Genomic DNA, 25,268 nt, shown 5'->3' with positions numbered 1-25,268 from the left:
ATCGATTAATATCAGGCACTCATAATAAATATTTCTAAAACTATAAATCTTGATACATATTCAGGGTATCTATTAATAAATATAAGGCACATGCTGAGTTTGTCGATAATACTATTGACAATTCAAGGACAATCATTATGTCAAATTTCACAAAGTCAAGTGACTCTAAAACCCAGCAACAGAACCAGCAACAATCAAATCCTGCAGGCGATAATACGCAAAAAGCTCAGCAAGAAAAAAATAAGGAACAGCAATTAAATGCTGAGAACAGACAAACTAAAGATGCTCCGAAAGAGCATACTGAGGTTGAAGTTAAAAAATAACTTATAACTCAGAATTCTTAAATCATTTAAAAGGTTTAACTCCTTTTAGGTGATTAGGATAAATAATGAATATTGTTAAAGTTAAAGTCCATAAAATGTATGAAAACTTTCACAGAAATCCAGCTATTCAATATGTTGGGTTTTTTGATGATAATAATGTATTAATCAGCTTATACGATAACAATAATATTAAACTCATTAATAAAATCGGGACGTTGCAATGGGTAAGCATTGCTACTAATCAAGCTTACTTTGTTGAAATACCAGATTATATTAGTGCCGAGAATTAAACTCATGATGATTAAATACCCTCAAGTAATCCTCGTTTTTCACAAAGAGTCAAACCACAGTGATCGTAGATGTGCTTGGGCAAACTATAATTATCAAGGGAAACTAAATAACATTACGGATTTTTATGGCCAGAATTTATCTCTTTACGATGGCAATAAAGTTGTCATCGATGGTGATATTTGGGTTCTGGAAAGTCATCTACACAAGGTATATAGAGATAGAGGTCGCAAATGAAAAAAATTCTAAGTGCATTCGATTTAAAACGTAATTTATATTTCAGAAAATTAATGCTCGATGGTGATTACAAACAAAATGTATATGATTTAAAGCATAGGAATAATTATGATTTATATGTATATAAATTAATAGATAGTGAATCAGGCAGAAAACTGTACTTTAAAAATTTTATTATATTTAAATAAATTAGTCCTCATTTAGAGGGCTGATGGATTTTAATAAATGCTTTAACTTTAGCTCTACAATCTGCGTATTGCTCAGAAGTATCAACAATCCAAATTAATGCCTCACCCATTTCGCCAGCCTCCAATTGCTTTAAATCTTGGCAATCAGTCAATAGGCTTGCTGGAATTTGCGGTAGCGATGGCGGTTTGGGCGATACGCAAGCCGTCATCAGTAAACTTGCAATCAGTGTAAATGCGGTCAGTAATGATTTTTTGAGTCTCATGTCGAATATCTCTAAATTCAATTTTGATGTTGTTGCGTTCGGCTTCGAGTTCATTTTCAACAATGAATACTTTTGCTTTCCAAGCCTCTAAAGCGCTTTGGTAGGCTTCATTAACTTTGTTTATTCGCTCGACACATTCGGCATCAGCGCCATTAAATTTATTTTGCCAGTGACTTACACGCCATGACTGAATTCCAAGCCCAATAAGTGTGAGTAATAAAAAAGCCGTCAGAGCAATAATGACGGCTTCATAAAATTTGGCGATGAAGGTTTTTATCATTAACCACCCCACTTCTTATAAGCATTTGCAAGTTTTGTGTCGTAACTATTTTTCGCATATGCTGGACCGTTATAGCCACGCGCAAAACCCTTCCAGTCTTTACGTTTAAGCTTATCAATCAATCCATTGACTTTAATATAACGACACATTGCTTCAAGCTGTGATTCTTCATCCTTATACATTGCATTAATGAATGCTTGTAGTGATGCATACCCTAAAGCTTTCCAATGATAGCCCATGACTTGCCCTAAACCCCAAGAACACGATTCTAGTGCTACTTCACGATTCAGTTTTGATGCTCGCTCAAGTTTGCTGTGTTGCTGTGAAAACTTGCCATAATTACCAGAAATAGGATTGCATAGGTCGGGATGTGTTTTAGACCATTCCACAGATTTTGATAGCCAGTTTATTGCGCGTAATCGTTGATAGAAAACATGACGCTCATAAAGGATGACTGGCGTGCCATCACTATTGAACCCAGAGCTTTTGCATTCAATCTCAATTACCGCACGCAAAGCAGCATATTCAACGCCAAGCAATGCAGCATGATTATGAATTTGTTGGGTTGTTATCTTTTTTGACATTTAAATCAACCTTATCAATTTTATCACTAACGTAGTGAGTACCTTTGAAACCAATTGCGGATGAAACACCCACCGCAACAATTTCAGGTATTCCAAACCAAGTCATTACCGACCAAGCGCCGATGGCAAATAAGCCACACATAAAAGCTTCAAGCCAGTCTGCCTTGCCGTGTTTTCTAGCCGTGCGAAAAATCGCCATTAAAAAAGCCATCACGAATGACGCAATGGCTGTATAAAATGGCTCAAGTGACGCAATGACTAATTTTAAGTCATCCATATATTCCCCTAAAATTGAATAGCCTCAACCTCTTCTTTCGATGAGGCTGAGAAAATAGCTTGTCGAGCAACTCGCCCACGTTCATGAGCAAATGCAATATGGGCCTGTAGGGCTTGGTAAAGATGCTTGAGTTGCGTAGCAGTCAATTCAACAACTGTATTGTTTGCCAGTGTCCATGTTTGATCCACCCCTGCAATCGAAGCTCCTAATATTCGGCTCTGTGATAAATGATCCGAGTCAAAATAATTTCCTTCAAACTCAAAACCACCCAGCTCAAAAGCATCCCTAGCCGATTTAATTTCAAACCATTTCTGATCTTTAATTTGCTCCAGTGTTCTAGGATCAACCCATTGCTTAGATTGATAATCAAAAGTGTGAAACGAGGATGGTGATTTGGGTAAATCAACCCACCACCCCTTGTAGTACATATTTGATCTAGGGGGATCAGGCACAGCTAAACACCCCAAAGGTTTATTTAACTCGATTGTTTCTTGATTGCCTTGAATAGAATAAAGAAGCTCCCCATGTTTTGAGATAATTGCTGTCATTTTTTTAGCTCTAAAAAAGATACCGATATACCACTCAAATCTATCCAGTATTGGTTGTAATTGCTGGTTGATGGGCTTACCACCACTCCAGATAATGAGCCTGCGTAAGATGCACCTATTTTCATGGAGTAGGTGTGGTTGCCTGTCAATACATCATCTTCAAGCGCAAGAAATGTCATATTACCGGTATAACCAACCATTGTTCCCGGGAAGGAGGTAGGTGCAAAATATGCTCTATGAACCTCAACCCCATTGCGATAAATAACAACTACTAGACGACAGAATCTCCGTTCAGCCTCTGTCATATTGCCTTGGTTTGGCCCATTGGAGTGAACTACAAAAAACATACCAGCATTAGCAGATGTGGTGCTTAGTTGCATGCTCACATCGATACGCAATCTCCCTCCTTGTCGAGGAATATTTACATTAAATATAAGAGGGCTATCTCTTAATAAATACTGCAGTCCCGCTTCAGCACCTGTTGGGTAGGGCGTGATAGGATTGGCTTCCTGTTTAAGTCTGTACTCGTGTGCGTCTAGTCGAAAGTTATCAATCCTCAACCCTGTTGGCACAGTAACAGCCTCATCCTGAATCTTAAGAGTTGAAACTGCTAAATCGCTGATTTTCCCCGATGTAACCGCCAAATCATCAATTTGAGCAGACTTAACCGCCAACTCTTTTATATGAGCAGTATCGATAGAGGCATAATCCATAAACGCAGATTTCATATAAGCACCAACAGGAAAAACAGTGCCTGTATTTGGATCTGTGTATGGTGTGTTGCGGAAGATGAATGGGTAATACCCAGTGCTATTCCCACTGCCAATTGCTAAGGAATCAACATTAAAAATAAAACTTCCTTCCACGCCATCATTCGCACCACCCCAACCTATTACTTTTCCATTCACATCAATTTTTGTGAACTTTTGAGCATAAATCCCATCTACACTTTCACTCACCTCCTGAATTGATGCAGTGTTATTGCCCACAGTAGTTTGGAGACTGCCAATCTGCTGAGCTTGCGCCCCTTGAGTGTTGGTGATGGTGGTAATTTGGTTTTGCACAGTCGCAATATTTTGTGTCGCTGTATTGGCTTTTCCAAGCGCCTCATTTGCTGTAGCTTGAGCTGCGGAAGCCGCTGCTGCTGCATCTGTTGCTGCCTTGTCTGTAACTGCGATCCATTGAGAGCCATTCCAACGTTTAGGTGTGTTATTACCTCCTGTTGTGTCGATCCAAAGGTTTTGACTTAATCGCTTATCTTGAGCAGGCGCGGAAGAGCCATAAATCACTTCGCCTTTATTTCCAGCCAAGTTCGCAGCCTGTTGAGCTGCTTGTTGAGCCGCATCCGCTGACTGTTGAGCTGCATTTGCAACTTGCTTAGCTGCTAATTCTGCTGCATCGGCTTTATTCTTAGCATCCAAGGCTGCTGCGGCAATTGCGGCTTGTTGTGCAGCATTTGCCTTTGCAGTCGCATCATTAGATGCCGCTGCAATAGCTGCTAATTTTTCAGCTTCGGCTTGTGCTTGCGCATATGCTTTTGCTGCTTGTTCTGCTGCATTCGCTTTGCTTTGCGCATCGGCAATCGCTTGTTCTGCCGTTTGTTGAGCAGTGGCAGTTGACGATTGGACAGTATCCACACGACCAGATAAAGCCGAGTCAGCATCAGCCAACACAAGCATTTCTTGCTGAATTGTTGCTAGATTTTGCTGTAAATCATTACCTACCTGAGCTTGAAGAGTATCGATTCTTTGCCCAAGTGCACTATCCGCATTTGCTCTTGCGGTTGCCTCGGATTGAATGAGAGCTGAATTCTCATTTATCTGAGCGACAGTTGAATCGATTCGTTGGCTGAGCGCCTGATCACCCTCAATTTGGGCTGTTAATTGTGACCATGCGCCTGCATAGCCTTCAGTTGATCCGATAAGCTCATCGTTTGAACCAATCATCGCTGGATTGACTTGAGCATAAACCCCATCAATCTTAGAAGTGTTCGCCGATACGCGCCCTTCAAGCTGCTGTACATTCGCATTAGTTTGTTCTAAAGCTCCAGCACTTGCCTTGTTGCCTAATTCAACTGTTATTGCTTGAATGTTTTGAGCATTAGCGCTTGATTGGTTTGCAGCACCATTTGCTGTAGATAAAGCTGTTGCTGAATTTTGCATAGCAAGATCGGCATTGTCAGATGCTTCATTTGCCACAGCTCTAATTTGATCAACTTGAGAAGCAGCAGAGCTTGCTTCATTAACTGCAATATTTGCTTGAGACAGCGCTGTAGCTGCATTGGTTTTTGCTGTTGAGGCATCATCTTCAGCGATTGTTACACGACCATCTAAAGCTTGGATTGCTTGAGCATTGGAGCTATTTTCAGCCACAGCAACATTAACAGCTTGTTGTACATTGCCAAGAGCCGCATCATTACTAACCTTATAGTTATTCAAAGCTAATAGGTTAGCCGCATCACCCTGCTGTCTGTGCTGAATCTCTTGAGTTAAACCATCTTCCAAATCTTCAGTTGCATCCAAGCGAGCTTGGGTTTCATTGTTAAGAGATTGATTAAGCTGGTTAACTTGGGTTTGAACCGCACTAATGTCGTCAATCAGATTGCCCACATCACCATCAAGTCCAGCAATCGTGTCGATTTGATTGATCTTTTGCTGTAAATTTTGATGGAGTTGGCTTTCAGTAATTTTACCTGACAATATATCCAAAACCGCAGAGGCGTCAGCAGAAGTTGTTGCACTCACCCAATTTGACCATGGACCAATATTTCCAATTCGATCAATCAGCCTCCCTCGGAAGTATCGAGTGAGATTGCCTTGCATTCCTTGAATTTCATGATTTGTGGTCGGATATGCGAACAAACCTAATTGTGCAGCATTAGCTCCGTTTGCAGTTGTTGCGATTTCTATTTCCGTGTATGCCGTATCTAATGCGCCAATTGCAGGGAAATTCCATTTAAGCTTATAGCCAAACAACACACCTGATGCTGTTAGATTTGCCAATGCAGGCGGCAATCCTGTTTTACCTGACAAACTGGTTAATACAGAATAGGTTGGCAATGATGCAACATCGAATGCTGAAATAGCTGTGACTCTTGCTTCGTAATTACCTGAATAAATCCCCTGCACTTCTACTGAATTAGCACCCGTGATTGGCAGCTTTATCCAAGCCCCATCATCTTTACGCCATTCAACCTGATATTTAGTCGCACCCTTTGCCTGATCCCATGAAATCAACATTGTTGCCACGGAAATACCTTGCTGTACCATGTTTTCAGATGTAAGCACCACGCTTGATACAGGCTCTTGTGTGGTTGGGTTAATAATTGAAATCGGTCGCTCATCAATAAAAGCACCATGATCAATTGCATCGTATTTAGATGACTCGTACTGAATTGCATTGATTGAAAACTGATGTTTTTCGTTTTGAGTAATACTCATGACACGAAACTTCATTGTCTTCAAATCTTGCGCATCCACAACCCAGACGTTTTGAGCTGCAGCAGAATCAAAAGCACTAGAAACAGTGATGTTTCGACCATTCACCGATGAAACTGTACGCGCTTGAGCTTTGCCATCTTCGCCATTTACGACGAGCCGATCACCCGCACGACACACCACATTGTCACGATCAACTGTAATTGTTCTAAGATTCGTTGAAACTGCTGAAATACGACCGCCATTAGCACGACCAGCAAACAACTCATCTGCAATTTCAATTACTTTACCGGGTAAAGGAATATGACCATCCAAGCCGACCTTGAAAGATACTGTGCGCGTTTCAAGTTGCTCTGATTTTAAAGCCCACAAACCTGCTCGTTGTGCTTGCCCCTCAGATGTACAACCCCATGCATCGATATCGACCACACGAACGCCAAGCTTGGCGATAGCAGCCTCATCACGCACATACACATATTCTGTCTTGTAGTGATTTTTTGGGTTGTCCCATGCCACTTTTGCAACCGTGTGACGATCACGCGCTCTCGATCCTGAATATTCAAATAACCCATCAATTACGTTGGCGCGAGTATAGGTAAAGAATGTGTCTTGCGGGATATCAGCATCACAGACAATTGAATTGCCATCCCAAAATGTAATGGCTCTAAAGACGCCTGCCAATTTATTTAAAATCGCATATGCATCTTCTGTAGTTTGCAAATAAACATTGCAAGTAAAACGCGGCTCTTGACCACCCTTGCCATCATCAACCATTTGATCGCAATATTGCGCCAAACGATACAGTGACCACTTGTCCACCATTGAAGAAGTTAATCGATCACCTAAAGCGTAACGTTTTGATGTGCAAATATCATAATAAATCCACGCTGGATTGTTGGTGTAAGCTCTCTTGAAAGTACCATCCCACAATCCTGTGTAAGCTCTTGTAATTGGATTGTAATTACTTGGAACTTTGACTTTTATACCTTTTAAGTCAACTGCTACTTTAGCAACATTTGAAAATCTTTCTGCATCATATCGAAGACCAAGTAACGCAGTATTTGGATATGAAAGTTTTAGGTCGATAACTTCCGTAATCGCCTCAACATACATTTTGTCACTTACGTACTCTGACGTTGAATTTGGTGTGATCCTGCGAACTCGCACTTGCCAACCATTGTCCGATTTTGGCAAGTCGATACGGTGTGAGCGCTCATAGTTTGTTGATGTTTTATCAGAAATACGAGCATCAATAACTGTATTCCAAGCCCCTCCACCTGTCTGCAAATCAATTGCGTAATCAATCGTTACGCCTGTAACATCACCATTGTTTTCATTGGTTGTTCTCAATGCACCCCATTTTAAACGAATTCTTAATGCATCGAGATCGGTGTTTGAAATTGCTCGAACCCAAGGCGTTCCTGATTGAAGCTCAACACCTACAGCGCTTTCAGATGAAATATCAGGAAACCCCTCGATATATTCCTGATCGTTCGTGCCGTTTCTAAAATCTGCGACAATATTATGAAAATTCGGAGTGCCATTACTATCGTGAAGTGGAGTTTCTTCAAGATACACACTTTGCAACCCATTCGCTAAACCCTCAACTTCTCCTTCACTCAAACCATATAGAATATTAATAAACGTTTTAGATTGAGCTGAATCTGGAGCAATGACCGCTTTTCTTGCTTGTCCAGATCCTTTTTTTGCGCCTTTAATTACTGCGTTCATACTTTCTCTCAAACAATAAAAAAGGCGCTTGTAGCGCCTGAATAAAATTCTTAGTTACATTAAGTCTTCGGGATATTGGCCTGCACTTGCAATAAATCCACCAACCTCTCTTTGACCATAGAGAATTGGAACCGGATTACCTTGTGCTACGGTTGTAACTGCGCCACCAAACCCTTTATTGGCTTTGTTGCCATCTTGATTTTGATCTTGGTTTTCGGTTTTTGGCATCAGCATCATTGCTATACCACCCATCATCATTCCTGCACCAGCACCAATCAATCCTGCTCCAAGCGCTGTGCCACCACCCAATGTACCAACCGTCACCAAAATACCAACCACAACCATGACCGCACCTAAAATAGTTTGTACTGCGCCACCAGCACCCTTAACTTTAGGCACAATCTTGATGGTTTTGGCATCAGTATTCATTTTAAGTTCTGATTCACCAATGTTTTGCTTATCTTGGAAAACAGCAAACTCTAGACCTTGTTCATGTGCATGCATCATAAATGTTTCAAAACCTGGCACTTGCACAGATAGGGCGCGAATTGCTTCTGCCGTATTATCAACAGCCAAATGAAATTCTTTACCGAACTTTTTAGCCAGAATTCCATAAAGTTTAATTTTTTTGAGCATAGCGAACCACCTTAACAACTCTTTCTTGCCATTGCTGCCCGAATATTTCACGTACAGATTTACGTCCATAGGGATGATGCAAAATAAGAGCTGCCCCGATGCAAGGCTGTGTATTTTCAGACTTAAGCACACCGTTATCACCAAGCCAAATTACAGCGTGATTCACATGCTCGGTACGTCCAACTCGACATAAAAGCACATCACCATATTGCGGCTCATCCACCTCAATAAAACCAGCTTCACCAAACCCATCTAAATATAAAGACTTGCTTTCTGGATTCTCCCACCATGCGTCTTCACGCTTAAAATCCATGAGCTTTATACCGAGTTCGCGTTCGTAAAAGTCACGTACGATTGAGTAGCAATCTTGCCAGCCGTGATGGTAGTTCCGACCAACGAGCGGTGTTTTATACCCACATGGCTCATAGACTTGAAACTCCACATCAGGATAAGCACAAATCACCCAAGGCTTTTCGTGCAGCTCAATTTGATGCAAATCATATTCTGATGCTTGTGCTGATGCATTTGGGTGTGAGTGCACATACGCTTGAATTTCACCCATATCTTCAGCTTTTGCTAAATCCTCATGATGAATCTCAAATTGATCATGATTGGGTGAAATATTGCGACAAGCGATATATTTGCCATTAACCACAACACCGCAACATTCGAGCGGATATTCTTGCTCAGCGTGGGCTAAAATTGCTTTTTTAAGTTTTGCGGATAATTTCATCACATTAAACTCGAAGCTGGAAAGCCACCAAAGCGACTTTCGTTATTGCGTATACGACAAGATGAAAGTCTGCCTGAGCATCGATCCAAGGCTGGATTGTCGGTAGGTTCATCTTTATCTGTAAACATTGCTGTACCAGTGTATTGACACTCTTCACCGCGATATGAATTAACAGCGCACCAATGGCAATAATTTGATATTTGGCGTACAGGAATTTTTAGACCCTCAAAATCCACAGGATTGGATAGCTCAAATGTCACCGCCTGTGCATTCTCGGACGTCTTTTGTTCGATATACCAAATTTGCTCTTTAGACTCATTTGAAGCAGTTGAATTGCCTGAATTAAAATTTTCAGCATCTAAATATTTAGCTAAAGTGGTTATTACTTTAAGCTTTGCACCTGCAAAGTCGCCGAACTGTAAACAATAAGCTGAAACAGCGCCTTGAATTTTGTTGATATTGTTCGCCATCGTGAGGATAGGCATTGACGCCTTTCCATCAGATCGCATTTCCATACCGGTTACATCAATTGCCATTGGCTCAAAAGTTTCACCCTGCCAAATGATGTTTCGATGCCAAACCTTATCTTGACCCTGTTCAAATACCTCACCGATGAGCTGAGTTTCGTCACCAATTAAACCATCAGACCCAATCAGACTGTAAATGCGCTCCCAGTCCTGATAGGCAATATGACCATGAAAACGAAGAATGCCCGCACCTAAAGTGCGAGCATCTAATTCATAAAGTGTCACAATGCCATCAACGTGAAGTTTTTGAAAATCACTGTTTAGTGTCATTAATTACCCCGTCACAATGTGAGTGCTTGATTCCATAGCATATTGACCTGCTCTGCACTAAGCCCCATTAAATCAGCCATAGCCAATAAACTTGGATTCAAGCGTTCAAACGTGGTTGCATCTTGCCATTCAATCAATGCGATTTGGCGTTGCATTGGGTCAGGGATTTGATCAATCAGTGCTTCCACTTGTGATAAGTCATATCCATTCATTGCTAAAGCTAAACGGAATTGGCGGCGTGTAAGGGGCTTTGCTTCTGGACTTTCATAGATTACCGCCCAAACAAATTCCTGATTAAAACTAGACAATGCTGTCAAGATTTCACGCTTATTAGTCAAACCTTGTAGTAATTCTTTAATACCATCAAATTCAGGCTTAATCGTAGCAACGCCGTTTTCAATCTGTAGTGCATGAATCTCGGTGCCATTTTTATTTGAGACAAGTTTTAGCATTTATTTAAATCCTCTATTCTGGGTAATAGTACATAGCTGGTGGTGTTGTGGTTTAATCTTCTATAAAAAATGGCCTTTCTTAAAATTGACTTACTTAAGCCGTAGCCTTGCGCGTGTGATGCGTGAGCCAACCACGATTGAATAGATGCTTGGACTCGCTTTGCAGGTATTTTTCCTTGCATATATTGTTTTTTCATAAATCTGATCTTTCGATGTATTCGAGAGACTGAGCTTTTTCGAACACGCCGATGAGTTGGCCACATTTGATACCCAAGAAAATCAAGAGATCTACTATTTTTTAACGAGATTGGAAATATTTGTGTTTTTGCGTTGGTTTTTAATTTGAGTTTTTCATAAAGAAATCGCTCAACATCAATACGCAAATGATGCAGGTGATCTTTATCGTGATGAAATATACAAAAGTCATCCATATATCGGATGTAGTTCTTCTGACGTAATCGGCACTTAATATACTCATCTAATTCATGTAGATATATGTTTGCGAAAAGCTGTGATGTTAAATTTCCAATCGGTAACCCAACACCCCCACCAGATGAGTCAATAATTTCATCCAATAGTCTCAGTGTTGATTTACATGAGATTTTCTTTCTAATTAGATTTTTCATTACATTGTGGTCAATGTTGTAGAAAAACTTAGATATGTCTGCTTTAAACGCGTAGTGCTTACCGTTTTTTCTTTGCACAACTCTCATCATTTTTTGAGCCTGATCTGCGCCCACATGAACACCTTTTCCTGCTCGACATGCATAACTGTCATGTATGAAACGACACTCCCATATTGGCTCGATTACTAGCAGGATTGCGTGTTGAATCACCCTGTCCCTAAAAGGCAATGCAGCAACATCACGCTCCTTAGGCTCATACACTTTGAATGTTCGGTATTGTCCTGTTTTATAAACCTCCCAAATTAGCTCGTTCTGCAATTGAATTAAGTTTTCCTCTAAATTTAATTCAAAATTTAATACCTCTCGGCGATCACGCTTTCCGCGCCTAGCTTTTATATACGCAGCATGTATATTTTCAAAATCGTAAATTAGAGGGTATAGATGGTTATAGGTAATCATTGGTCTCTCAAAAAATAAAACGGCATGAGTTTTCGCTTTCACTACTCAGCCATGCCGTCGGTTTAGTTTTTTAGATTTTCATCTAAGGAGTGCACATCCTTTTAAAGTGTTCTGCCTTAACCCCCTTGAGAATTAAGTTTCTGACACGCTCTAAGAGCTGGACGCGCCCCGATGTTCGTGTTCGCGTTCGAACGAGCGTTATTCAAGTTCAAAGCAAACACGCCAGCATTGGCAGCGTTGTTCCAATTGCCACCACGGATCGGCACGTCGTTGTAACGCACACCCCTATTTGCTATTACTAGCAAATGCCTTAACCCAGCCGCCCACCATGCGACCAATCTCATTATTTAGCTTTGCCCAATGTTCGTATTTTTTAAAATCAATGTATCCTAGTTCTCTTGATATTCTGACTTGAGAGCGCAATAGATCTAGCTCTGCATCTAATTCTTGTAATGTTGTTTTTTTATGATAGCGTTTATTGCAAATAATAATTAATCTTAAAATACCCCACATGACTTGGCGAATCTCCGCAGCAAGTACATGCTTTTCAAATTTTGGAAACTGGCGTAAAGCAATATAGCCATAGTTGATCATCTCTTCGCATTTTTGTCTGATTAATAAATCGCTAGACACAATATTACTCGCAAATAAAAACAAGAAAGTGCGCTATCGCGCACTAAAACAGATAACACACTTCAGATTACAGATTTACGAAAGCTGGACGCGCCCCGATGATCGCGCGCGCGTTCGAACGAGCGTTATTCAAGTTCAAAGCAAACACGCCAGCAGAGGCAGCGCTGTCCCAACTGCCACCACGGATCGGCACGCGCTCACCTGTAATATCTTTTGCAAAATAATCACCATTGAAACTAGCTGTATCTTCGGTATGTGGGTATAAACACAATGCTTTTAATCGACCCAAAGCCGCGCTAGAGACAGGCTTTGTTGTTGATAAGTTTCGAATTCCACCGAAATTTGAACCATTGATTGTGTAGTCTGCTGTACCGCCGTTCGCATATTTCACTGTACCTACTGTCGTTCCACTGCCATTCGGTGTAACTAGGTTTCCTGTTTCACCGTCAATCGCCTTCCATTGTGTTGAATTTTCTCCAAGATCTATTACGTGCAATGCTGCGTCATTGTCGGCGATAACCTGTATTTCACCATTAAATATTCGCATTCCCACATTCCACTCCCATACATTGCCTGCTAAATCTGCAATGCCGCTAGGTTTTCTATTGTGTCGCCATTCCACCGGTCCTGATCCAGTTAAGGTTCGTGCTGATCCCGAAGTATCACCAGGATTCAAGCCATCTGCACGACGACCGATAAGCAATGGGTTTTCAGAGCTCCTCCCGTAATAACTATTCCCCATAGGTTGCTGGTTGTTTTTGTAGCACTGAAGTGCCAAAGCAGACCACTCGGCATTAGTGATGAGATGGTGTCCAGCTCCACATAGTCGCGCTGCTGTTAAAAAGTTATAAAAATTGGTTGAAGTTGTTGGGTCTACATTCGGCAGACTAAGTAACTCACCCGATACTATTCGGCCTTGGTATGTGCCGATGAAAATCTCATTCTTCTCTACACCATTCACAATGAACGCTGGATGAGTTCCGCTAAGTGATGCATCAATTGTTGACAAGTCAAATTTATGAATAATATTCATGTGGGTTGGCTGACCTTTTGCGGTGTAAAGCACGGTTTGCTCACCACCCGATGCAACCTCAACGGATTGGCGCAATGAGTCCTTGATCAGAATTGTTAATTCCGATTTTATTTGGTCTACACCTAGATTTTCTCTAGCTGATTGTGCAGTCGTTGCACCAGTACCACCCTTAGTAATTGGTAATGCTACAGGTAATACCCCTTGAGCATTTGCACCCAATTGATTGTAAATCTCATCATCATTCGCTTGTAACTTTGCTGATCCAGTGCGGAATGTATCTCCACCTGCGCCAGTTGGTGCTGTACCTTGATTAATTGTTTGCTTAGCCATAATTTTTCCATTAAAAAACCCCGACTAAGCGGGGTATAAAATTAAATTTTTTAAGGTTGAAAATCTTGAGTAAAGGTAGTTGAAATTCGCCACACCAATCCGCCGACATGAACTGGTGTGTATTCGCTTGCTATAACCCTCACCTCACCATCTAAAGGTGAATCCCATAAAAAAGATTCAGAACCTTTATGGTCATCAAAGAAGGCTTTAATCTGCAAAATCTCATCTTTATAAGCTGTGCGCGTGTAATTCCACACACCTCGCCTATTGTTGATGCCTACCGACGTGCTTTGGCGATACCCATCACCAAATTGACTTGATAAAACATTGAATGAATTGGTTTGCGAGTTGCCTTCTCGATCAGCAGGAAAGTTGAATTTTCGGTTGCTCATTTAGATAACAACCTCCCTCGTTGTTGCTCCCGAAGAATCACAGACTTGATTGAGTCACTGATTGCTTGACCAAGATCTTTTTTAAATTTCACTTCGGGATTAATCACAGAGTGAACATCTCCGTATAAAGCAGAGCGTGCACTGTTCTCGCAAACAAGAAAGTTTCCCTCAACCTTGATAAGCCAGTTACCCTTTTTTAGAACCAGATTCAGTTTAGGAATTTCAATTTGATCTGGCTTATTACCATCATATTCACAAACAAGATTGTAAGACTTAGAAATATGAATCATTGAATTTGAATCGGTATACTGTATTGCACTAGCGTTCATTATTAGCTCCAAATAAAAGACCCCGCATTAAGCGAGGTCTCTGTGGTAAAGTTAAGTTACTTCTGTTTTGAGTAATACAACTCATAGACAATTCGCTCGATCACCTCCACCAAGGGATCGAGCCTTCTCTCATCGTCTTGCACAAGCACCTCACTACCATTTAGGCGAAATAAGAGTGCGCCATCAGGGATGGTCGCATAGCTTGGTATTTCATTAATGCACTTACAGAAAAACTCATAAGCACGGATTGGCTCTATGATTTCTGGATTGCCATTAATAGCATGCGCCATAGCCTTTGCGTTTTGCTCAGCATAGTAGCCATTTCTTTCAGTCAAAATAAAACTCCTTAAAAATAGGAGTTCTTTTTGTACTTGAAATTGGTGGAATAATCTACTTCGCCAACAATCCACCCTGCCGTTGTTCGCGTCGTATCACCGCAATTACCGCCTGATTAATCATTTCACCAAGCTGCTTACTGTCGCTATGTGTTGTCGCATTACCATCACTTGCAATCGTAATGTGGTTTTGAATGGATATTGACTCAGCTTTAGATGTTGAAATTGGTTGTTGGATTGAATTAACAACTCGTGAGCCAACCCTTTGGTTGTCTTTTACCAATCCACCTGTAGAGTACCCACTCTTGATCGCTTGTCTGAGTTGGTTAAACCCAGCTTCACCACCAATCGCACGTATTTCCTCTTGGTTTAAAACACCCTCACCTTTGTGGACAATACCAGCAGGCTCGTACTTGCCACCGTAGCCCGTAAAGCCGCCACCTGAGAAGCCAGCAAGGGTTTGAGCAGCAATTAAGCCAACCGATGCATAACCAATGCCTCGTATAACCTGAGCAGCAGGTAAGCCAAAAATACCTGTTTGTGCAGTGGTTGCGCCAGCTGCCAACTCTGTATTGATGATCTGTTGTGCAATTGCCATTGTTCTTTGCGCAATAAACATTGCTTTGAATGTTTTAGAGTTTTCACCCTTTGCATCCTTGATCATCTGGGTCATGTCACCCCAAACCGCTCCAGCACTAGAGAGCATTTGCCCATAGAATTGCATTTGGTTATTGTGGTCAGCTTCACGGGCATCCACTAGTGCAACATCATGCTGTTTATGAAGTTGCTCTTTTGCCTCGATGTAAGTGCGCTCAATTTCAAGTAGCTCATTTGCATTATCCCTATGGGCTTGCTGTGCTGCTTGAAAACGCTGCTCAAGTAGTGCTAACTCGCGACCTGTTTCAGCTTCTAGTAATTCAACATTACTTTTACCTTTTCTATTGATCTCATAAGATTGGTCAACTACCTGAATACCACCTTGTACAAATTGAGCAGATTTAGCACTTCTAAGGGCTTGGCGTTCTTTTTCATCACCAATTTGTGCTAATTCCTCCATCTCAAGGCGGTACTGCTCCCTAATCGCTTCACTCTCAGTCATCAACGCTTGCTTCATATAGAAGATGCGTGTTTCTTGAGCTAGTTTGATTAGGGCGAGTTCGTGTGCTTGCTGATCGTCCAACGAGTCAATTTTGAGTTTTTTTAACTCATCATTATATTTGCCTGATTCTTCAGCAATTAACCGCTGACTATCATAATAATGATTAAGTTTTTCCTCTTCAGACCACTTGTGAGCATTGATTTCTTCAGTAATCTGGCGAAGAAACATGTCCTCTTCGAATAAATAACGCTGTTCAGCTTTTTTTAAAAGTTCAGCTTCACCATCTCCAAATTTTACATTTTTGATGCGCTCAACTTCCTGAAGATAATTGATTCTAAATTTTTTAAAGTCATCCGAGTATGATGAGATGATTTGCTGCTGCTCTCTAAGGCGATGATCTTCACTGTTTTTACTTTCTTTTTGAGACTTATTAGAGGTTTTAACCTTTTGATTATATTTATCCTCCAGTTGATTCCTTCTCTCTGCAATTTGAACAGATTTTAAGGCATTGTTAATTTGATCTTGACTTAAGATCCCACTATCAATACCTATAGCTTTTTGAGCCTCAACTAGCGCTTTAGCTTGTTCGGGAGAGTAGCCTTGATCCAAGTAAGCAGCCTCATAAAGATTTGATAAATCCTTATCTCTAAGTTGCTTGCGATAATCTTGAAGCTCCTTGGATGCTCCTGCGGCTGCTATAGCCACTTTATCTATAGCATTAGCTTGTGCTGTGTGTTGACTAACGGTATTTTGAGCGGCATTACCTGCAAGCCTGACCTCTACACCTAGTGTCTTTTGCGCGTCTGCATTTTGCTGAACTTTAGCCCGCTGTTCTTCGTACTTAGCAATCTCATCGGTTAGTTTTTTGATGATGTCAGGAGTAGCGCCTTTAGTATTGTTTAATACCTTTAAAGCTTCATCATAAGATATCGTTCCAGCTCTCACCCCAACCAATATTTTAGACAACTCTGCATTGTGGGATTGCAGTCTTGTAATCTCAGAAACTGTATTGCCTATCTGTGTATGTAATCTGCCCAATTCATCATTTTGCAACTTAAATGATGCTGCAAGATCGTCTTTCGCAGCTGATCTTTGATGACCTTCAAGTTTTTGCAACTCTTCAGATGCTTTATTAGCTACAGCAGCTTGCTCTTCAAGCTTTGCATTCGCCTTCGCTGTACGATCAGCAAATAATAAATATCCCGCCGATAAGGCTGTAACTCCTAGTGTTATAGCACCAATTGGACCTCCTACCATTCCAAGCAGCATAGTGGCACGAGAGCGAGCCTTATTATTGATTTCCTGTGCCAAGGTGTCTGCATTGGTTGCTGCTGTGTGTGCTGCCGTAGCTTGTGTGGCCTTTGCTTCAAGTGGGATAACAGTTGCCTGGACATAAGCAAGACGCTTTATACCGGTCATACGTGCAGCTGTGGCTTTAGCATCTGCCAATTGCATCTGTGTATATTGAGCAATAGATGCGGTTCTTCTTGCTTCAGTGGCAGTTAATGTAGCTTGTGCCTCCAATTCAGAAAGTAAGCTATTTCTCTTTGCTACAGAGGCAGCGATAGACCCATAGGTAGCTATCGTTTGGGTAACAATTGTTTTAGTTAACATTGCTACACCGCCCACTACGGCGACATCTGCAACCAGATCGAGATTTTTAGCAAGTACACCGATTGAGTCAGCAAGAATAGTCGCAGCACCGGATCCAGATGCAGCCTCTCCTGTAAACTTAGTGATAGCATCACTGAGCATTGTTAGAGATTGCCCTATGGTTACATCCGTCTTGTTAAACAACTCATCTACACTGTCGCCTGCCTTTAATAATGCCTCCGTCATAACTTCGCCAGTAAGTTTTCCGTCAAGCATCATTTGGCGAAGTTCACCGCGCGTAACGCCCAGCCCCATAGCCATAGCATTAAGTAGTCCGCCAGCACCATCAACTAAACTATTAAACTCTTCTGCACGTAAAATATTTCCATCTAAGGCTTGTCCATACTGAAATAAAGCTCCCGCAGCTGCTTCAGCAGTTGAGCCACTGAGGGCTACAGCTTTAGCAGTTACCTCTGTAAGTTTTGCAGATTTTTCCTGACTTAAATTCAGTGTTTGGGCGTTAGACATATATTTAGCATAAACACTGTTAACAGCTTCCCAAGATGCTGCTGAACGCTGTGCGATTGCGAACGTGTCTGATAGTGCTGTGTTTAATTCTTCTTGTGAGTTAGTAACGAGTTTTAGCTGGTTGTTTAGATTGGTGTATGTATCAATTTTATTTATTGCAGCACTTACCGTCACCAAACCCGCCATTGTTCCCGCAAGTTGGCGAATAGCTACAGACGCACTATCCATTGATTTACTGGCATAAGTGCCATTACGCTCAATGCTTTCCAGCTCTTTTGAAATCAAACGCGCGTTTCGTGCTGCATTTGTTGTATCGATTTCGATGACTAATGTATTACGTTGTACACTCATTTCACTTTCCTGCGGGCAATAAAAAACCCCGCATTGCGGGGTTGTTTTAGGGTTTATCTAGGTATTTGTTTTTGTGTTTTCTAGATGATTTAAGATAGAGCCTATTTTTTGGAACAAATACCCTAAAATCAGGCCGTTTAAGATTGCACCCACACCTGTAATAATTATTGGCGTGGACCATATTTTTTCGACCCTATATGTGGACACAACTTCAATACGCCCAAACACAAGTATTAAAATCAACCCTGTAACAAGCCCTATGGCCATTATCGCCAATCCAACAAAATTACAAGTCTCGCTTTCTTTTATGGCTTCCGTTGTGCTCATATTAGTGCTCACAGTATTAAAATTCACACAATACTAACAATCCGATCAAAAGAAAACCACCCGAGGGTGGCTCTTGTCTTATTTAGAATTTCGCTCTCTCAGGAAATGCCTTCCTACGCGCAACGTATCTGTTCCGTACAGTAAGTCCAGCAAACTATCAAAACGCTTAGTAAATTCAGCAATATCCATTGTTGGGTAGAAGCCTGGTGGTAGTGGCATTGCGGTCAGCACACCGTTACGAGCAGATACATGCCAAGAATCATACCGTGAGTTGTTAAATTCCTGATTAATCTGTTCAGCAACTTGAATAACCTCTTGTGGATAAGGCAAGGCTTTAACTTCTTGCTTCTCAATTCTTTGCTTCACTTCCATTTCAAGCAAGTATTTGACAGCATCATCAAAATGGATAGCCAGTAATTCATGATAGGAATTGATTTTGAAATGGCGGTTGTGTCGTGTCCAAACCTGCGCACGCAAGCCCTGATTTCCATTTACTTTGTGGTCAACAATTTTTTGCAGGGTATCTTTTTGTTCAGGTGTAATCACTTGGCGTGAATTGACTTGCTGCGTCACAACTTCATGATCAAGAATATCTAAAACCCATTTACGGAACTGCTTAGCGATTGCTGTTTTAGAAAACATTGCAATCAAGTGCGCACCACGAAGGGAAAAGATACGAACTGTTTTGACTAAATTTTGCTCTTTCTTCGGGAGCCTCAAATTGAGGTTCTCGAAAGACCCGTTTGAGTTCATATTAATTACAGTAGTCATTGATGAATTAAACTCATCCTGATTACGCTCATAAACCTGAGTTACAGCATTTGACTTTGAGTAACCAAGAGCTTTCGCCAATTCACTCGCTGTAAGCCAAATCTGATTATCTTGTTGAACAGGTGTAAAATTTACTTCGTTAAAACTTAATGCTAAACTAGACATCGTTAATATTCCTTTGTTAACAACATTGAAGCCCGCCGCCTGCAAGTGTTGGGCTTTTTTGTTGTCTGTTGATTTCATGCTTTCGCACTCTCTTTTTCTCGCTTATCTAACCATTCTTCAATGATCATATTTAGCTGAGCGGTAATAGTTCTGCGGTCCTTAATTGTTTCAATTTTAAATCGCTCTAAAGTTTTTTCAGGTATACGCACGTTTACCTGTGGGTCTTGTCTTGCCATTAGATTCTCCTTATAGCATGTGATGTAATTCAACATCACAATCACATTAAAGCAGGTGCTTTATTTGGTGTCAATAAATTTTTGACTATTTATTTATAGCACACTATAGTTTATGTACATTGGAACATTAGTTGTTATAAACCTATGGCACGAACAGACCCACAAGTTAACTTTAGAATACCTGCTGAACTCAAAGATAAGCTGGACGAAGCTGCCAAGAACAATGGCAGAACACTTACTGCTGAATTAATTTTGCGACTTGAGACCACATTTGAACTCGACAATCTTCCCGAGCCAACCAATCCAAAAAATATTACTGACCCTGATAAACTTGAGGCTTGGGCTAAGTCAGTATTAAATGAATTATTAAGGCTTAAAGAATTGGATACGAGAGTTAAAGAACTTGAAAAAATGTCGAGTATTTAGAGTCCTTCCAGAGTGAAGCTACAGATAGGTTGAATTACTTGGATGGACGAGATTATTAATTCAACGCCCCTCAATCCGAGTACCGTTACCATTGACCCTCAATCTGGGTGCCATGCACCAGATCTGGTCTTTGCTTCCACGACCTCAATTTGAGGTTGTGCTGTTTCTTAAATCAAACTACTTAATAAAAATATGAAATTTTCTTTTAACTTTGACTTGGCTGTTATCCTTTCATTCTTTACTGGTTATCTATACTGGTGTGGTTACTGGTATCAATATGGCTACACCAGCTTCTTCAATTATCCAATTACCCCTTATGAATTACCTTTAATAGCCACCATAATACAAGGCCTGTTAATTTCTATTGAGGGGACATTATACTTAACCCTCTCATTTATTTTGATAGCATTTTTAAGTGGGTTTTCTTCAAAGCAATGGGATTTTGGCATTACAAAATTAAGTGCTTGGTGTGCAAACTTCATTATTCTTGTTTATTTTATAGTCTCTAAGCGCTTTAGCCCATTTCTAGAAACCATAATCGCAAAAATAATTTCTAGGTTCTACATGCAATTCCAGAACCCTAATCCTCAGGATATGGAAGCTAATAATCATGTACCAGCCCATCATTTAAATATACAAAACTCAAAGTGGGCGAGATTTAAAAGATGGATTATTACACTCAATCAGGATTCAAAAACTTATACAAACCAAGTAATGTTTGAGCAAAATATGACCACGGAAGCAATTTCATACCAAATTTATGGGCGTGATAAACGCACATCCGAGGCTCAAAATGTTTTAAAAATAGTTCTATATTTTATGGTTATATTTCTTATTCTTCATTTACTGGTGTGGATATTCCAAAGCGGGGCTAAAGCAATTAATCTTGGATACCAGGACGCTCAATTGAATTATGTGTACACCTTTTCACCTCAAAACAAGAATTCGGCACCAATCTTCCCTTTGGTTAGCTCAAAAACTAAACCTGAGTTAAAGGGCTATCATATGACAGATTTCTGCATACAAGGATCCTGCTTACTAGTAAATAAACACAAAAATATTCAAACTTTTAAAATAGATGATTTGGTCATCAAAAATAGGCCAAATTTGGATTAAAAAAGCACCCTAAGGTGCTTCTTTAAGTAAATTTCAAAACTATGGGAGTTACTGTTTTGTTCCTAAGTACAGTACTGCGTTCTGCCTATTGCTATTTTCTGCCACTGCATAAAGTGATTTAATTGATGAATCATAATAAACCACGCCCTTTACAGACTGTCCCGCTAAGAGACAAGGTGAATAACCAAAAGCTAAATCAACATTGTAGTAAGGTGCATTTTCTTCAACTGCAATTTTCCCCGTGAACGTACAGCCACTTTGTCCCTTACCTGAAATCACACCCGTATTTGAAATTGTTAAGGTTGCTTCTTCAATACCTTCAACAATCGCTGATTGACCTATGTAAGAGCCTGTGATTGTCGTCAGATTGGATACCGTATTATTTAAATCAGCGTCATATAGGGTGTCAAATGTAACCTTATTTGAAGGCGTATAAGTGATCGTTCCATTTAGGCTCTTTTTAGTTTCAAAAGTACCATTAATAGATGTGTCGTAAACTGCACTACCACCAAAATAAAAGTCTTTCCCTTTATTCGCTTTTACTGTGTTACCAGAAACAGTTAAGTCACCAGTCATGAAGCCAGTAATTCCGTTAGAATAAGGTGGTGTATATAGAAACCAGAATTTATTATTTTTATCTACCAACCCAATAACATTTTGCGCTTGATTGGTCTTGCCGGTGTAAACACCATTGATTTCAGCATTAGCTACAGGTGTTTTATCTCCCTCATTATTAGAAGAAGAGGAATTACCCCCGCCACCACCGCAAGCAGTCAATGCCAAAGTTAATAGACCCAATCCAATTACTTTTTTCATGGTTATATCCAAGTTGTTATAAAGTTCCCGCGAACTTTAACCAACTCAAAAACTTTAATCAATTTATTAACTTATAACCCAGATAAATATCATTAAAATAATAAAGCCGACTATTCCTATTACTATCCAATCAGGCTCAGAAGAGTTGGTTGAACTCATAAGATTATTTTGCGGAGTTTGTTTTTGTGCTTTGCTTTTGTGCGGTTTATATGATGAGTAGGACAATCCAGTACCTGGTGCTGAGATTGTTGTTCTCGTTCCCTTTTTTCCTACGCTCACACGAGCACCTTTGCCACCGACTGATACACTCGAAATGCCTTTCTTTCCAACATTAAGCCTAACACCAGGTGCGACTTTAAAACTCTTTCTAAAATTAAGTCCCATATCAATCACACCCTGTTATCTACATATTTTCTTAGATGCGCTAATAGAACCATCATTGCAGACAAACTTTGTTCCTTGGCAATGACTAATACCACCCTTTTTTCCTGAACAAGGTTTACGCCCCTTTCCCGCTTCTGCAGTACTCGTAAAAGCAAACATCAAGACAAAAGTTAAACCTAAAATATTTTTCATGTTATTTCCGAAGTTTTTATTAAGTACATCAAAACTTTAATCAAACTTCGTTTAAAAATCAATCAGGGCAGCCTTAGCCACCCAAAATAAAACCAAACCCAATCACCCCTGCAACTAATAATCTTTTCATATGAATATCTTCTTATAAGTAACCACAAGATACTAATTCCAGCACTAAAAAACCACCCGAAGGTGGTTCTTGTCTTACAAGCTATTAAAAACTACAACTTTGTGACAGTAGCTAAATCAGAAATTATTTTTTCACACATCTGAATAGCCTCATTCGCAGTTTTGCTTGTTACAACTGTATCCAGCTTATAATCAGCTGCTACCCTTAAAATATGAAAATTATTTAATTTAAAGGCTAAACCTTTTAATTTATTGTTTGCTGGTCTTAGCTCAATAAGAGTTTGTCGTAGAGATGAGTGAGTCCCACCCTTATATGCATTGACAGGGATCCCTAAAGAGTCGGCTTTGTTTTTAACTTGATGGAATGCACAATAGTAGCTACGCCCAACTGCTTGGCGATAATCAATTTCCTCTACAGGAGATAGCGCGATAATCTTTTTTGCAAATTTTAAAAAATCTAAACTATCCACAAATTGCTTCCTTGCGAGCCTCATTTGCATGATCTTCTGATGTGAAGATAATTGGAAATTTTAAAATTTCATCGTAATCATAGTGATCAAGTAAATTTACTAATGCCTCACTCATTTCATCATTCAGTTTTCCAATCACTTCCAAGCTGAGCTCGGAATTAAATAAGATGGTCGACAAGTGAGAATCAGTGTTTATCGTAAGTCGATGCACTACACCGCTACAATGTGAAAAATAAATTTTAAAGGCTTCTATTAAAATAGATCGATATATTTCTATATTTAAGCAGCTATTTTTAAGATCCTCTGTTTCTTTAAGAAAGCTTGCTAGCCTCTCCTTAAAAATTACTTTCTTTTCTTGATCAAGAGATTTCATATCTTCAACCCTTGGGTCGTACAAAACAAAGTTAGATACAACAGAAAGAAATGACTCAAAATAGCTAGGTTCATAGGTAAGTTGATATGCCCTCCAATAGGCATCTAGGGCCTCTTGAGGTTTCCCCATATGGAATTTCATATTGCCTACGCATCTATAGGCTATAGCTTTTTTATTGTTATTAGATGTCAAAGCTAATGCTGAATTTACAGCATTAATTCCAGTAGTATTATCATTTTCATATGCTGCTAAGATTCCCATCAATATTTTATACTGAAACATATCAATGGTTTTTAATTTTTCAGCACGTCTTTTCCACGAATGAATCTTGAATTCACTCGTTGTCTTCTCCACCTCAGAAAACATCTCATCTAAGATTTCTGAATATACAGTTTGAAGAGCAGGAATGGTCATATCTAACTTTATAGCGTGTTTATGCTGCCATATTATGCGCATGCGCATAAATCGTCAACAATGATTCCCTATCGCTTCGTCAGTATATGTGTCGTTTTGTTCCCTTCTAGTATCATCAAACACACTCATAGCGTCGTGTTAAGCAAGAAACCAACTCACGCTGATTTCTCACTCATCCTTTTATAAACCCCATCCAAAAACTTGTTATCCATCATCACAATGCAATCTACAAAAATATGAAGCTGACAAGGTGCTTCATAAATCTGTAGATACTGAGCAATTGCACTCATATCAATAGGCAATGGTGTGCCTTGTTCATAGTTTCTTGATCGAGCAATGATGTTGAAAGCATTTAAAATGAGATTTGCTGTATAAGAATATTCAGGCTTAGTGATTGGATCAGGTAAAGGCTGCCCTAAAGCTTCAGCGATTGCCTTGCGCTTTAGGTTATCCTCGTTGGCTTCTTCTTCACTTTCGTACTGAATCCAGTCATAAAGACTTAAGACTTTCCCAGTGTTTCATCTCGATGCTTATCAGCCTCAAATTGAATCAACTCAGATTGCGTTTTAACAAAAGCCCAAATTTGTGGACCAATATCACCCAAGTTAAAAAGCTTCATTGCATTTTCAGCTGAATAAGGCACTTCAATAACTTCGTCATTTTCTTTAAGTGCTACGCCTTTCCAATCTTCAATGAGATGACAGGCAGCAGCATCAAGGTGAAGCTCATGCAGTAATCGATCACTAGCACTCGCCTTGGTGACATCAAAACCTTTTGAAGATACCTGATTGTGCGCACGCTCAATTGCAACCTGATAAGCAGGATATGCAGCACCACGAATCTTGAATTCGGCTAATACGTTACCTTCAGCATCTTTATATTCTTTCCATAAAGACACATTTTTACTTTCTTTAATCTCAACAACTAAAGCCATATAGACCTCAAAAAAATACCGCCCGAAGGCGGT

30 protein-coding genes are annotated in these 25,268 nt (G+C 40.1%); 4 read left to right on the top strand and 26 right to left on the bottom strand.

What is annotated here, in order from left to right:
• Positions 1-137: 137 nt before the first annotated feature.
• Complete coding sequence (locus AC1M9J_RS03505) at positions 138-323, top strand: hypothetical protein (protein ID WP_481597078.1); 186 nt, start codon at positions 138-140, stop codon at positions 321-323.
• A gap of 65 nt (positions 324-388) precedes the next feature.
• Positions 389-613, top strand: coding sequence for a hypothetical protein (locus AC1M9J_RS03500; RefSeq protein ID WP_481590017.1), 225 nt, complete (start codon positions 389-391; stop codon positions 611-613).
• A gap of 431 nt (positions 614-1,044) precedes the next feature.
• Here AC1M9J_RS03500 and lysC read toward each other — a convergent pair whose 3' ends face one another.
• The 20 genes from lysC to AC1M9J_RS03400 form a co-directional block, all read right to left on the bottom strand.
• Positions 1,045-1,245, bottom strand: a complete 201-nt coding sequence (gene lysC / locus AC1M9J_RS03495) for an Rz1-like lysis system protein LysC (RefSeq protein WP_481951923.1) — start codon at positions 1,243-1,245, stop codon at positions 1,045-1,047.
• Positions 1,181-1,579, bottom strand: coding sequence for a hypothetical protein (locus AC1M9J_RS03490; protein ID WP_481951926.1), 399 nt, complete (start codon positions 1,577-1,579; stop codon positions 1,181-1,183). Before AC1M9J_RS03490 ends, lysC begins: the two co-directional genes overlap by 65 nt.
• Positions 1,579-2,163: an N-acetylmuramidase family protein gene (locus tag AC1M9J_RS03485; RefSeq protein ID WP_481951900.1), complete on the bottom strand. Its 585-nt coding sequence runs from the start codon at positions 2,161-2,163 to the stop codon at positions 1,579-1,581. Before AC1M9J_RS03485 ends, AC1M9J_RS03490 begins: the two co-directional genes overlap by 1 nt.
• Positions 2,129-2,440 carry a phage holin family protein gene (locus AC1M9J_RS03480; RefSeq protein ID WP_481951899.1) on the bottom strand — a complete coding sequence of 104 codons (312 nt, stop codon included), beginning with the start codon at positions 2,438-2,440 and terminating at the stop codon, positions 2,129-2,131. Before AC1M9J_RS03480 ends, AC1M9J_RS03485 begins: the two co-directional genes overlap by 35 nt.
• A gap of 8 nt (positions 2,441-2,448) precedes the next feature.
• A complete protein-coding gene (locus tag AC1M9J_RS03475) occupies positions 2,449-2,988 on the bottom strand; it encodes a DUF4376 domain-containing protein (protein WP_481951898.1) in 540 nt (179 codons plus the stop codon).
• Complete coding sequence (locus AC1M9J_RS03470; RefSeq protein WP_481951897.1) at positions 2,985-8,156, bottom strand: TipJ family phage tail tip protein; 5,172 nt, start codon at positions 8,154-8,156, stop codon at positions 2,985-2,987. The genes AC1M9J_RS03475 and AC1M9J_RS03470 overlap by 4 nt, the downstream gene beginning before the upstream one ends.
• 54 nt (positions 8,157-8,210) lie before the next feature.
• Positions 8,211-8,792 carry a tail assembly protein gene (locus tag AC1M9J_RS03465; RefSeq protein WP_481951896.1) on the bottom strand — a complete coding sequence of 194 codons (582 nt, stop codon included), beginning with the start codon at positions 8,790-8,792 and terminating at the stop codon, positions 8,211-8,213.
• The gene (locus AC1M9J_RS03460; RefSeq protein ID WP_481951895.1) at positions 8,776-9,525 is read right to left on the bottom strand and encodes a C40 family peptidase; all 750 of its coding nucleotides are present in this window, start codon (positions 9,523-9,525) and stop codon (positions 8,776-8,778) included. Before AC1M9J_RS03460 ends, AC1M9J_RS03465 begins: the two co-directional genes overlap by 17 nt.
• On the bottom strand, positions 9,525-10,322 hold the full coding sequence (locus tag AC1M9J_RS03455) for a phage minor tail protein L (protein WP_481951894.1): 798 nt from the start codon (positions 10,320-10,322) through the stop codon (positions 9,525-9,527). The genes AC1M9J_RS03460 and AC1M9J_RS03455 overlap by 1 nt, the downstream gene beginning before the upstream one ends.
• Positions 10,323-10,333: 11 nt before the next feature.
• Positions 10,334-10,774 (bottom strand): hypothetical protein, encoded by a 441-nt coding sequence (locus AC1M9J_RS03450; protein WP_481951893.1) that lies wholly within the window; start codon positions 10,772-10,774, stop codon positions 10,334-10,336.
• Positions 10,768-11,901, bottom strand: a complete 1,134-nt coding sequence (locus AC1M9J_RS03445) for a reverse transcriptase domain-containing protein (protein ID WP_481951892.1) — start codon at positions 11,899-11,901, stop codon at positions 10,768-10,770. The genes AC1M9J_RS03450 and AC1M9J_RS03445 overlap by 7 nt, the downstream gene beginning before the upstream one ends.
• Before the next feature lie 243 nt (positions 11,902-12,144).
• Positions 12,145-12,492 (bottom strand): diversity-generating retroelement protein Avd, encoded by a 348-nt coding sequence (gene avd / locus AC1M9J_RS03440; RefSeq protein WP_481951891.1) that lies wholly within the window; start codon positions 12,490-12,492, stop codon positions 12,145-12,147.
• A gap of 67 nt (positions 12,493-12,559) precedes the next feature.
• Positions 12,560-13,855, bottom strand: a complete 1,296-nt coding sequence (locus tag AC1M9J_RS03435) for an SUMF1/EgtB/PvdO family nonheme iron enzyme (protein ID WP_481951890.1) — start codon at positions 13,853-13,855, stop codon at positions 12,560-12,562.
• A gap of 50 nt (positions 13,856-13,905) precedes the next feature.
• Positions 13,906-14,247 carry a phage tail protein gene (locus AC1M9J_RS03430; RefSeq protein WP_481951889.1) on the bottom strand — a complete coding sequence of 114 codons (342 nt, stop codon included), beginning with the start codon at positions 14,245-14,247 and terminating at the stop codon, positions 13,906-13,908.
• Positions 14,244-14,576 carry a hypothetical protein gene (locus AC1M9J_RS03425; RefSeq protein WP_481951888.1) on the bottom strand — a complete coding sequence of 111 codons (333 nt, stop codon included), beginning with the start codon at positions 14,574-14,576 and terminating at the stop codon, positions 14,244-14,246. The genes AC1M9J_RS03430 and AC1M9J_RS03425 overlap by 4 nt, the downstream gene beginning before the upstream one ends.
• A 56-nt stretch (positions 14,577-14,632) precedes the next feature.
• Positions 14,633-14,911 (bottom strand): hypothetical protein, encoded by a 279-nt coding sequence (locus AC1M9J_RS03420; protein WP_481951887.1) that lies wholly within the window; start codon positions 14,909-14,911, stop codon positions 14,633-14,635.
• Positions 14,912-14,966: 55 nt separating this feature from the next.
• The gene (locus AC1M9J_RS03415) at positions 14,967-18,482 is read right to left on the bottom strand and encodes a tape measure protein (protein WP_481951886.1); all 3,516 of its coding nucleotides are present in this window, start codon (positions 18,480-18,482) and stop codon (positions 14,967-14,969) included.
• Positions 18,483-18,539: 57 nt separating this feature from the next.
• A complete protein-coding gene (locus tag AC1M9J_RS03410) occupies positions 18,540-18,809 on the bottom strand; it encodes a hypothetical protein (RefSeq protein ID WP_481951885.1) in 270 nt (89 codons plus the stop codon).
• Positions 18,810-18,887: 78 nt separating this feature from the next.
• Positions 18,888-19,745, bottom strand: a complete 858-nt coding sequence (locus AC1M9J_RS03405; RefSeq protein WP_481951922.1) for a BRO family protein — start codon at positions 19,743-19,745, stop codon at positions 18,888-18,890.
• Positions 19,746-19,819: 74 nt separating this feature from the next.
• Positions 19,820-19,981, bottom strand: a complete 162-nt coding sequence (locus tag AC1M9J_RS03400; protein ID WP_481951884.1) for an Arc family DNA-binding protein — start codon at positions 19,979-19,981, stop codon at positions 19,820-19,822.
• A gap of 144 nt (positions 19,982-20,125) precedes the next feature.
• On the opposite strand from AC1M9J_RS03400, the gene AC1M9J_RS03395 reads away from it, so the two are divergent.
• Both AC1M9J_RS03395 and AC1M9J_RS03390 read left to right on the top strand, forming a co-directional pair.
• Positions 20,126-20,407 carry an Arc family DNA-binding protein gene (locus AC1M9J_RS03395; RefSeq protein ID WP_481951883.1) on the top strand — a complete coding sequence of 94 codons (282 nt, stop codon included), beginning with the start codon at positions 20,126-20,128 and terminating at the stop codon, positions 20,405-20,407.
• 192 nt (positions 20,408-20,599) lie between these two features.
• Entirely contained in the window at positions 20,600-21,523 is a 924-nt protein-coding gene (locus AC1M9J_RS03390; protein WP_481587439.1) for a hypothetical protein, read from the top strand.
• A gap of 48 nt (positions 21,524-21,571) precedes the next feature.
• Here the strand turns inward: AC1M9J_RS03390 and AC1M9J_RS03385 are convergent, their stop codons facing one another.
• The 6 genes from AC1M9J_RS03385 to AC1M9J_RS03360 form a co-directional block, all read right to left on the bottom strand.
• Positions 21,572-22,339, bottom strand: a complete 768-nt coding sequence (locus AC1M9J_RS03385; RefSeq protein WP_481587440.1) for a hypothetical protein — start codon at positions 22,337-22,339, stop codon at positions 21,572-21,574.
• A gap of 66 nt (positions 22,340-22,405) precedes the next feature.
• The gene (locus AC1M9J_RS03380) at positions 22,406-22,723 is read right to left on the bottom strand and encodes a DUF4236 domain-containing protein (protein WP_481592629.1); all 318 of its coding nucleotides are present in this window, start codon (positions 22,721-22,723) and stop codon (positions 22,406-22,408) included.
• Positions 22,724-22,738: 15 nt separating this feature from the next.
• Positions 22,739-22,882, bottom strand: a complete 144-nt coding sequence (locus tag AC1M9J_RS03375) for a YdcA family protein (RefSeq protein ID WP_458773076.1) — start codon at positions 22,880-22,882, stop codon at positions 22,739-22,741.
• Between the two features lie 254 nt (positions 22,883-23,136).
• The gene (locus tag AC1M9J_RS03370) at positions 23,137-23,514 is read right to left on the bottom strand and encodes a HEPN domain-containing protein (protein ID WP_481951882.1); all 378 of its coding nucleotides are present in this window, start codon (positions 23,512-23,514) and stop codon (positions 23,137-23,139) included.
• Positions 23,507-24,349, bottom strand: a complete 843-nt coding sequence (locus tag AC1M9J_RS03365) for a hypothetical protein (protein WP_481951881.1) — start codon at positions 24,347-24,349, stop codon at positions 23,507-23,509. Before AC1M9J_RS03365 ends, AC1M9J_RS03370 begins: the two co-directional genes overlap by 8 nt.
• A gap of 451 nt (positions 24,350-24,800) precedes the next feature.
• Positions 24,801-25,235: a hypothetical protein gene (locus AC1M9J_RS03360; RefSeq protein ID WP_481951880.1), complete on the bottom strand. Its 435-nt coding sequence runs from the start codon at positions 25,233-25,235 to the stop codon at positions 24,801-24,803.
• Between the last annotated feature and the right edge of the window lie 33 nt (positions 25,236-25,268).

Source organism: Acinetobacter sp. ANC_7588 (genome assembly GCF_056783995.1).
The sequence above is the reverse complement of the archived record's forward strand: the minus strand, read 5'-3'. Positions and strand labels throughout refer to the sequence as shown.

Excerpts from the sequence above, each read along its gene's own strand:
- AC1M9J_RS03505 (WP_481597078.1), top strand. The coding sequence starts at position 138 with ATGTCAAATTTCACAAAGTCAAGTGACTCTAAAACCCAGCAACAGAAC.
- AC1M9J_RS03500 (WP_481590017.1), top strand. The coding sequence starts at position 389 with ATGAATATTGTTAAAGTTAAAGTCCATAAAATGTATGAAAACTTTCAC.
- lysC (WP_481951923.1), bottom strand. The coding sequence starts at position 1,245 with ATGACGGCTTGCGTATCGCCCAAACCGCCATCGCTACCGCAAATTCCA.
- AC1M9J_RS03490 (WP_481951926.1), bottom strand. The coding sequence starts at position 1,579 with ATGATAAAAACCTTCATCGCCAAATTTTATGAAGCCGTCATTATTGCT.
- AC1M9J_RS03485 (WP_481951900.1), bottom strand. The coding sequence starts at position 2,163 with ATGTCAAAAAAGATAACAACCCAACAAATTCATAATCATGCTGCATTG.
- AC1M9J_RS03480 (WP_481951899.1), bottom strand. The coding sequence starts at position 2,440 with ATGGATGACTTAAAATTAGTCATTGCGTCACTTGAGCCATTTTATACA.
- AC1M9J_RS03475 (WP_481951898.1), bottom strand. The coding sequence starts at position 2,988 with ATGACAGCAATTATCTCAAAACATGGGGAGCTTCTTTATTCTATTCAA.
- AC1M9J_RS03470 (WP_481951897.1), bottom strand. The coding sequence starts at position 8,156 with ATGAACGCAGTAATTAAAGGCGCAAAAAAAGGATCTGGACAAGCAAGA.
- AC1M9J_RS03465 (WP_481951896.1), bottom strand. The coding sequence starts at position 8,792 with ATGCTCAAAAAAATTAAACTTTATGGAATTCTGGCTAAAAAGTTCGGT.
- AC1M9J_RS03460 (WP_481951895.1), bottom strand. The coding sequence starts at position 9,525 with ATGAAATTATCCGCAAAACTTAAAAAAGCAATTTTAGCCCACGCTGAG.
- AC1M9J_RS03455 (WP_481951894.1), bottom strand. The coding sequence starts at position 10,322 with ATGACACTAAACAGTGATTTTCAAAAACTTCACGTTGATGGCATTGTG.
- AC1M9J_RS03450 (WP_481951893.1), bottom strand. The coding sequence starts at position 10,774 with ATGCTAAAACTTGTCTCAAATAAAAATGGCACCGAGATTCATGCACTA.
- AC1M9J_RS03435 (WP_481951890.1), bottom strand. The coding sequence starts at position 13,855 with ATGGCTAAGCAAACAATTAATCAAGGTACAGCACCAACTGGCGCAGGT.
- AC1M9J_RS03430 (WP_481951889.1), bottom strand. The coding sequence starts at position 14,247 with ATGAGCAACCGAAAATTCAACTTTCCTGCTGATCGAGAAGGCAACTCG.
- AC1M9J_RS03425 (WP_481951888.1), bottom strand. The coding sequence starts at position 14,576 with ATGAACGCTAGTGCAATACAGTATACCGATTCAAATTCAATGATTCAT.
- AC1M9J_RS03415 (WP_481951886.1), bottom strand. The coding sequence starts at position 18,482 with ATGAGTGTACAACGTAATACATTAGTCATCGAAATCGATACAACAAAT.
- AC1M9J_RS03410 (WP_481951885.1), bottom strand. The coding sequence starts at position 18,809 with ATGAGCACAACGGAAGCCATAAAAGAAAGCGAGACTTGTAATTTTGTT.
- AC1M9J_RS03405 (WP_481951922.1), bottom strand. The coding sequence starts at position 19,745 with ATGTCTAGTTTAGCATTAAGTTTTAACGAAGTAAATTTTACACCTGTT.
- AC1M9J_RS03400 (WP_481951884.1), bottom strand. The coding sequence starts at position 19,981 with ATGGCAAGACAAGACCCACAGGTAAACGTGCGTATACCTGAAAAAACT.
- AC1M9J_RS03395 (WP_481951883.1), top strand. The coding sequence starts at position 20,126 with ATGGCACGAACAGACCCACAAGTTAACTTTAGAATACCTGCTGAACTC.
- AC1M9J_RS03390 (WP_481587439.1), top strand. The coding sequence starts at position 20,600 with ATGAAATTTTCTTTTAACTTTGACTTGGCTGTTATCCTTTCATTCTTT.
- AC1M9J_RS03385 (WP_481587440.1), bottom strand. The coding sequence starts at position 22,339 with ATGAAAAAAGTAATTGGATTGGGTCTATTAACTTTGGCATTGACTGCT.
- AC1M9J_RS03380 (WP_481592629.1), bottom strand. The coding sequence starts at position 22,723 with ATGGGACTTAATTTTAGAAAGAGTTTTAAAGTCGCACCTGGTGTTAGG.
- AC1M9J_RS03375 (WP_458773076.1), bottom strand. The coding sequence starts at position 22,882 with ATGTTTGCTTTTACGAGTACTGCAGAAGCGGGAAAGGGGCGTAAACCT.
- AC1M9J_RS03365 (WP_481951881.1), bottom strand. The coding sequence starts at position 24,349 with ATGCGCATGCGCATAATATGGCAGCATAAACACGCTATAAAGTTAGAT.
- AC1M9J_RS03360 (WP_481951880.1), bottom strand. The coding sequence starts at position 25,235 with ATGGCTTTAGTTGTTGAGATTAAAGAAAGTAAAAATGTGTCTTTATGG.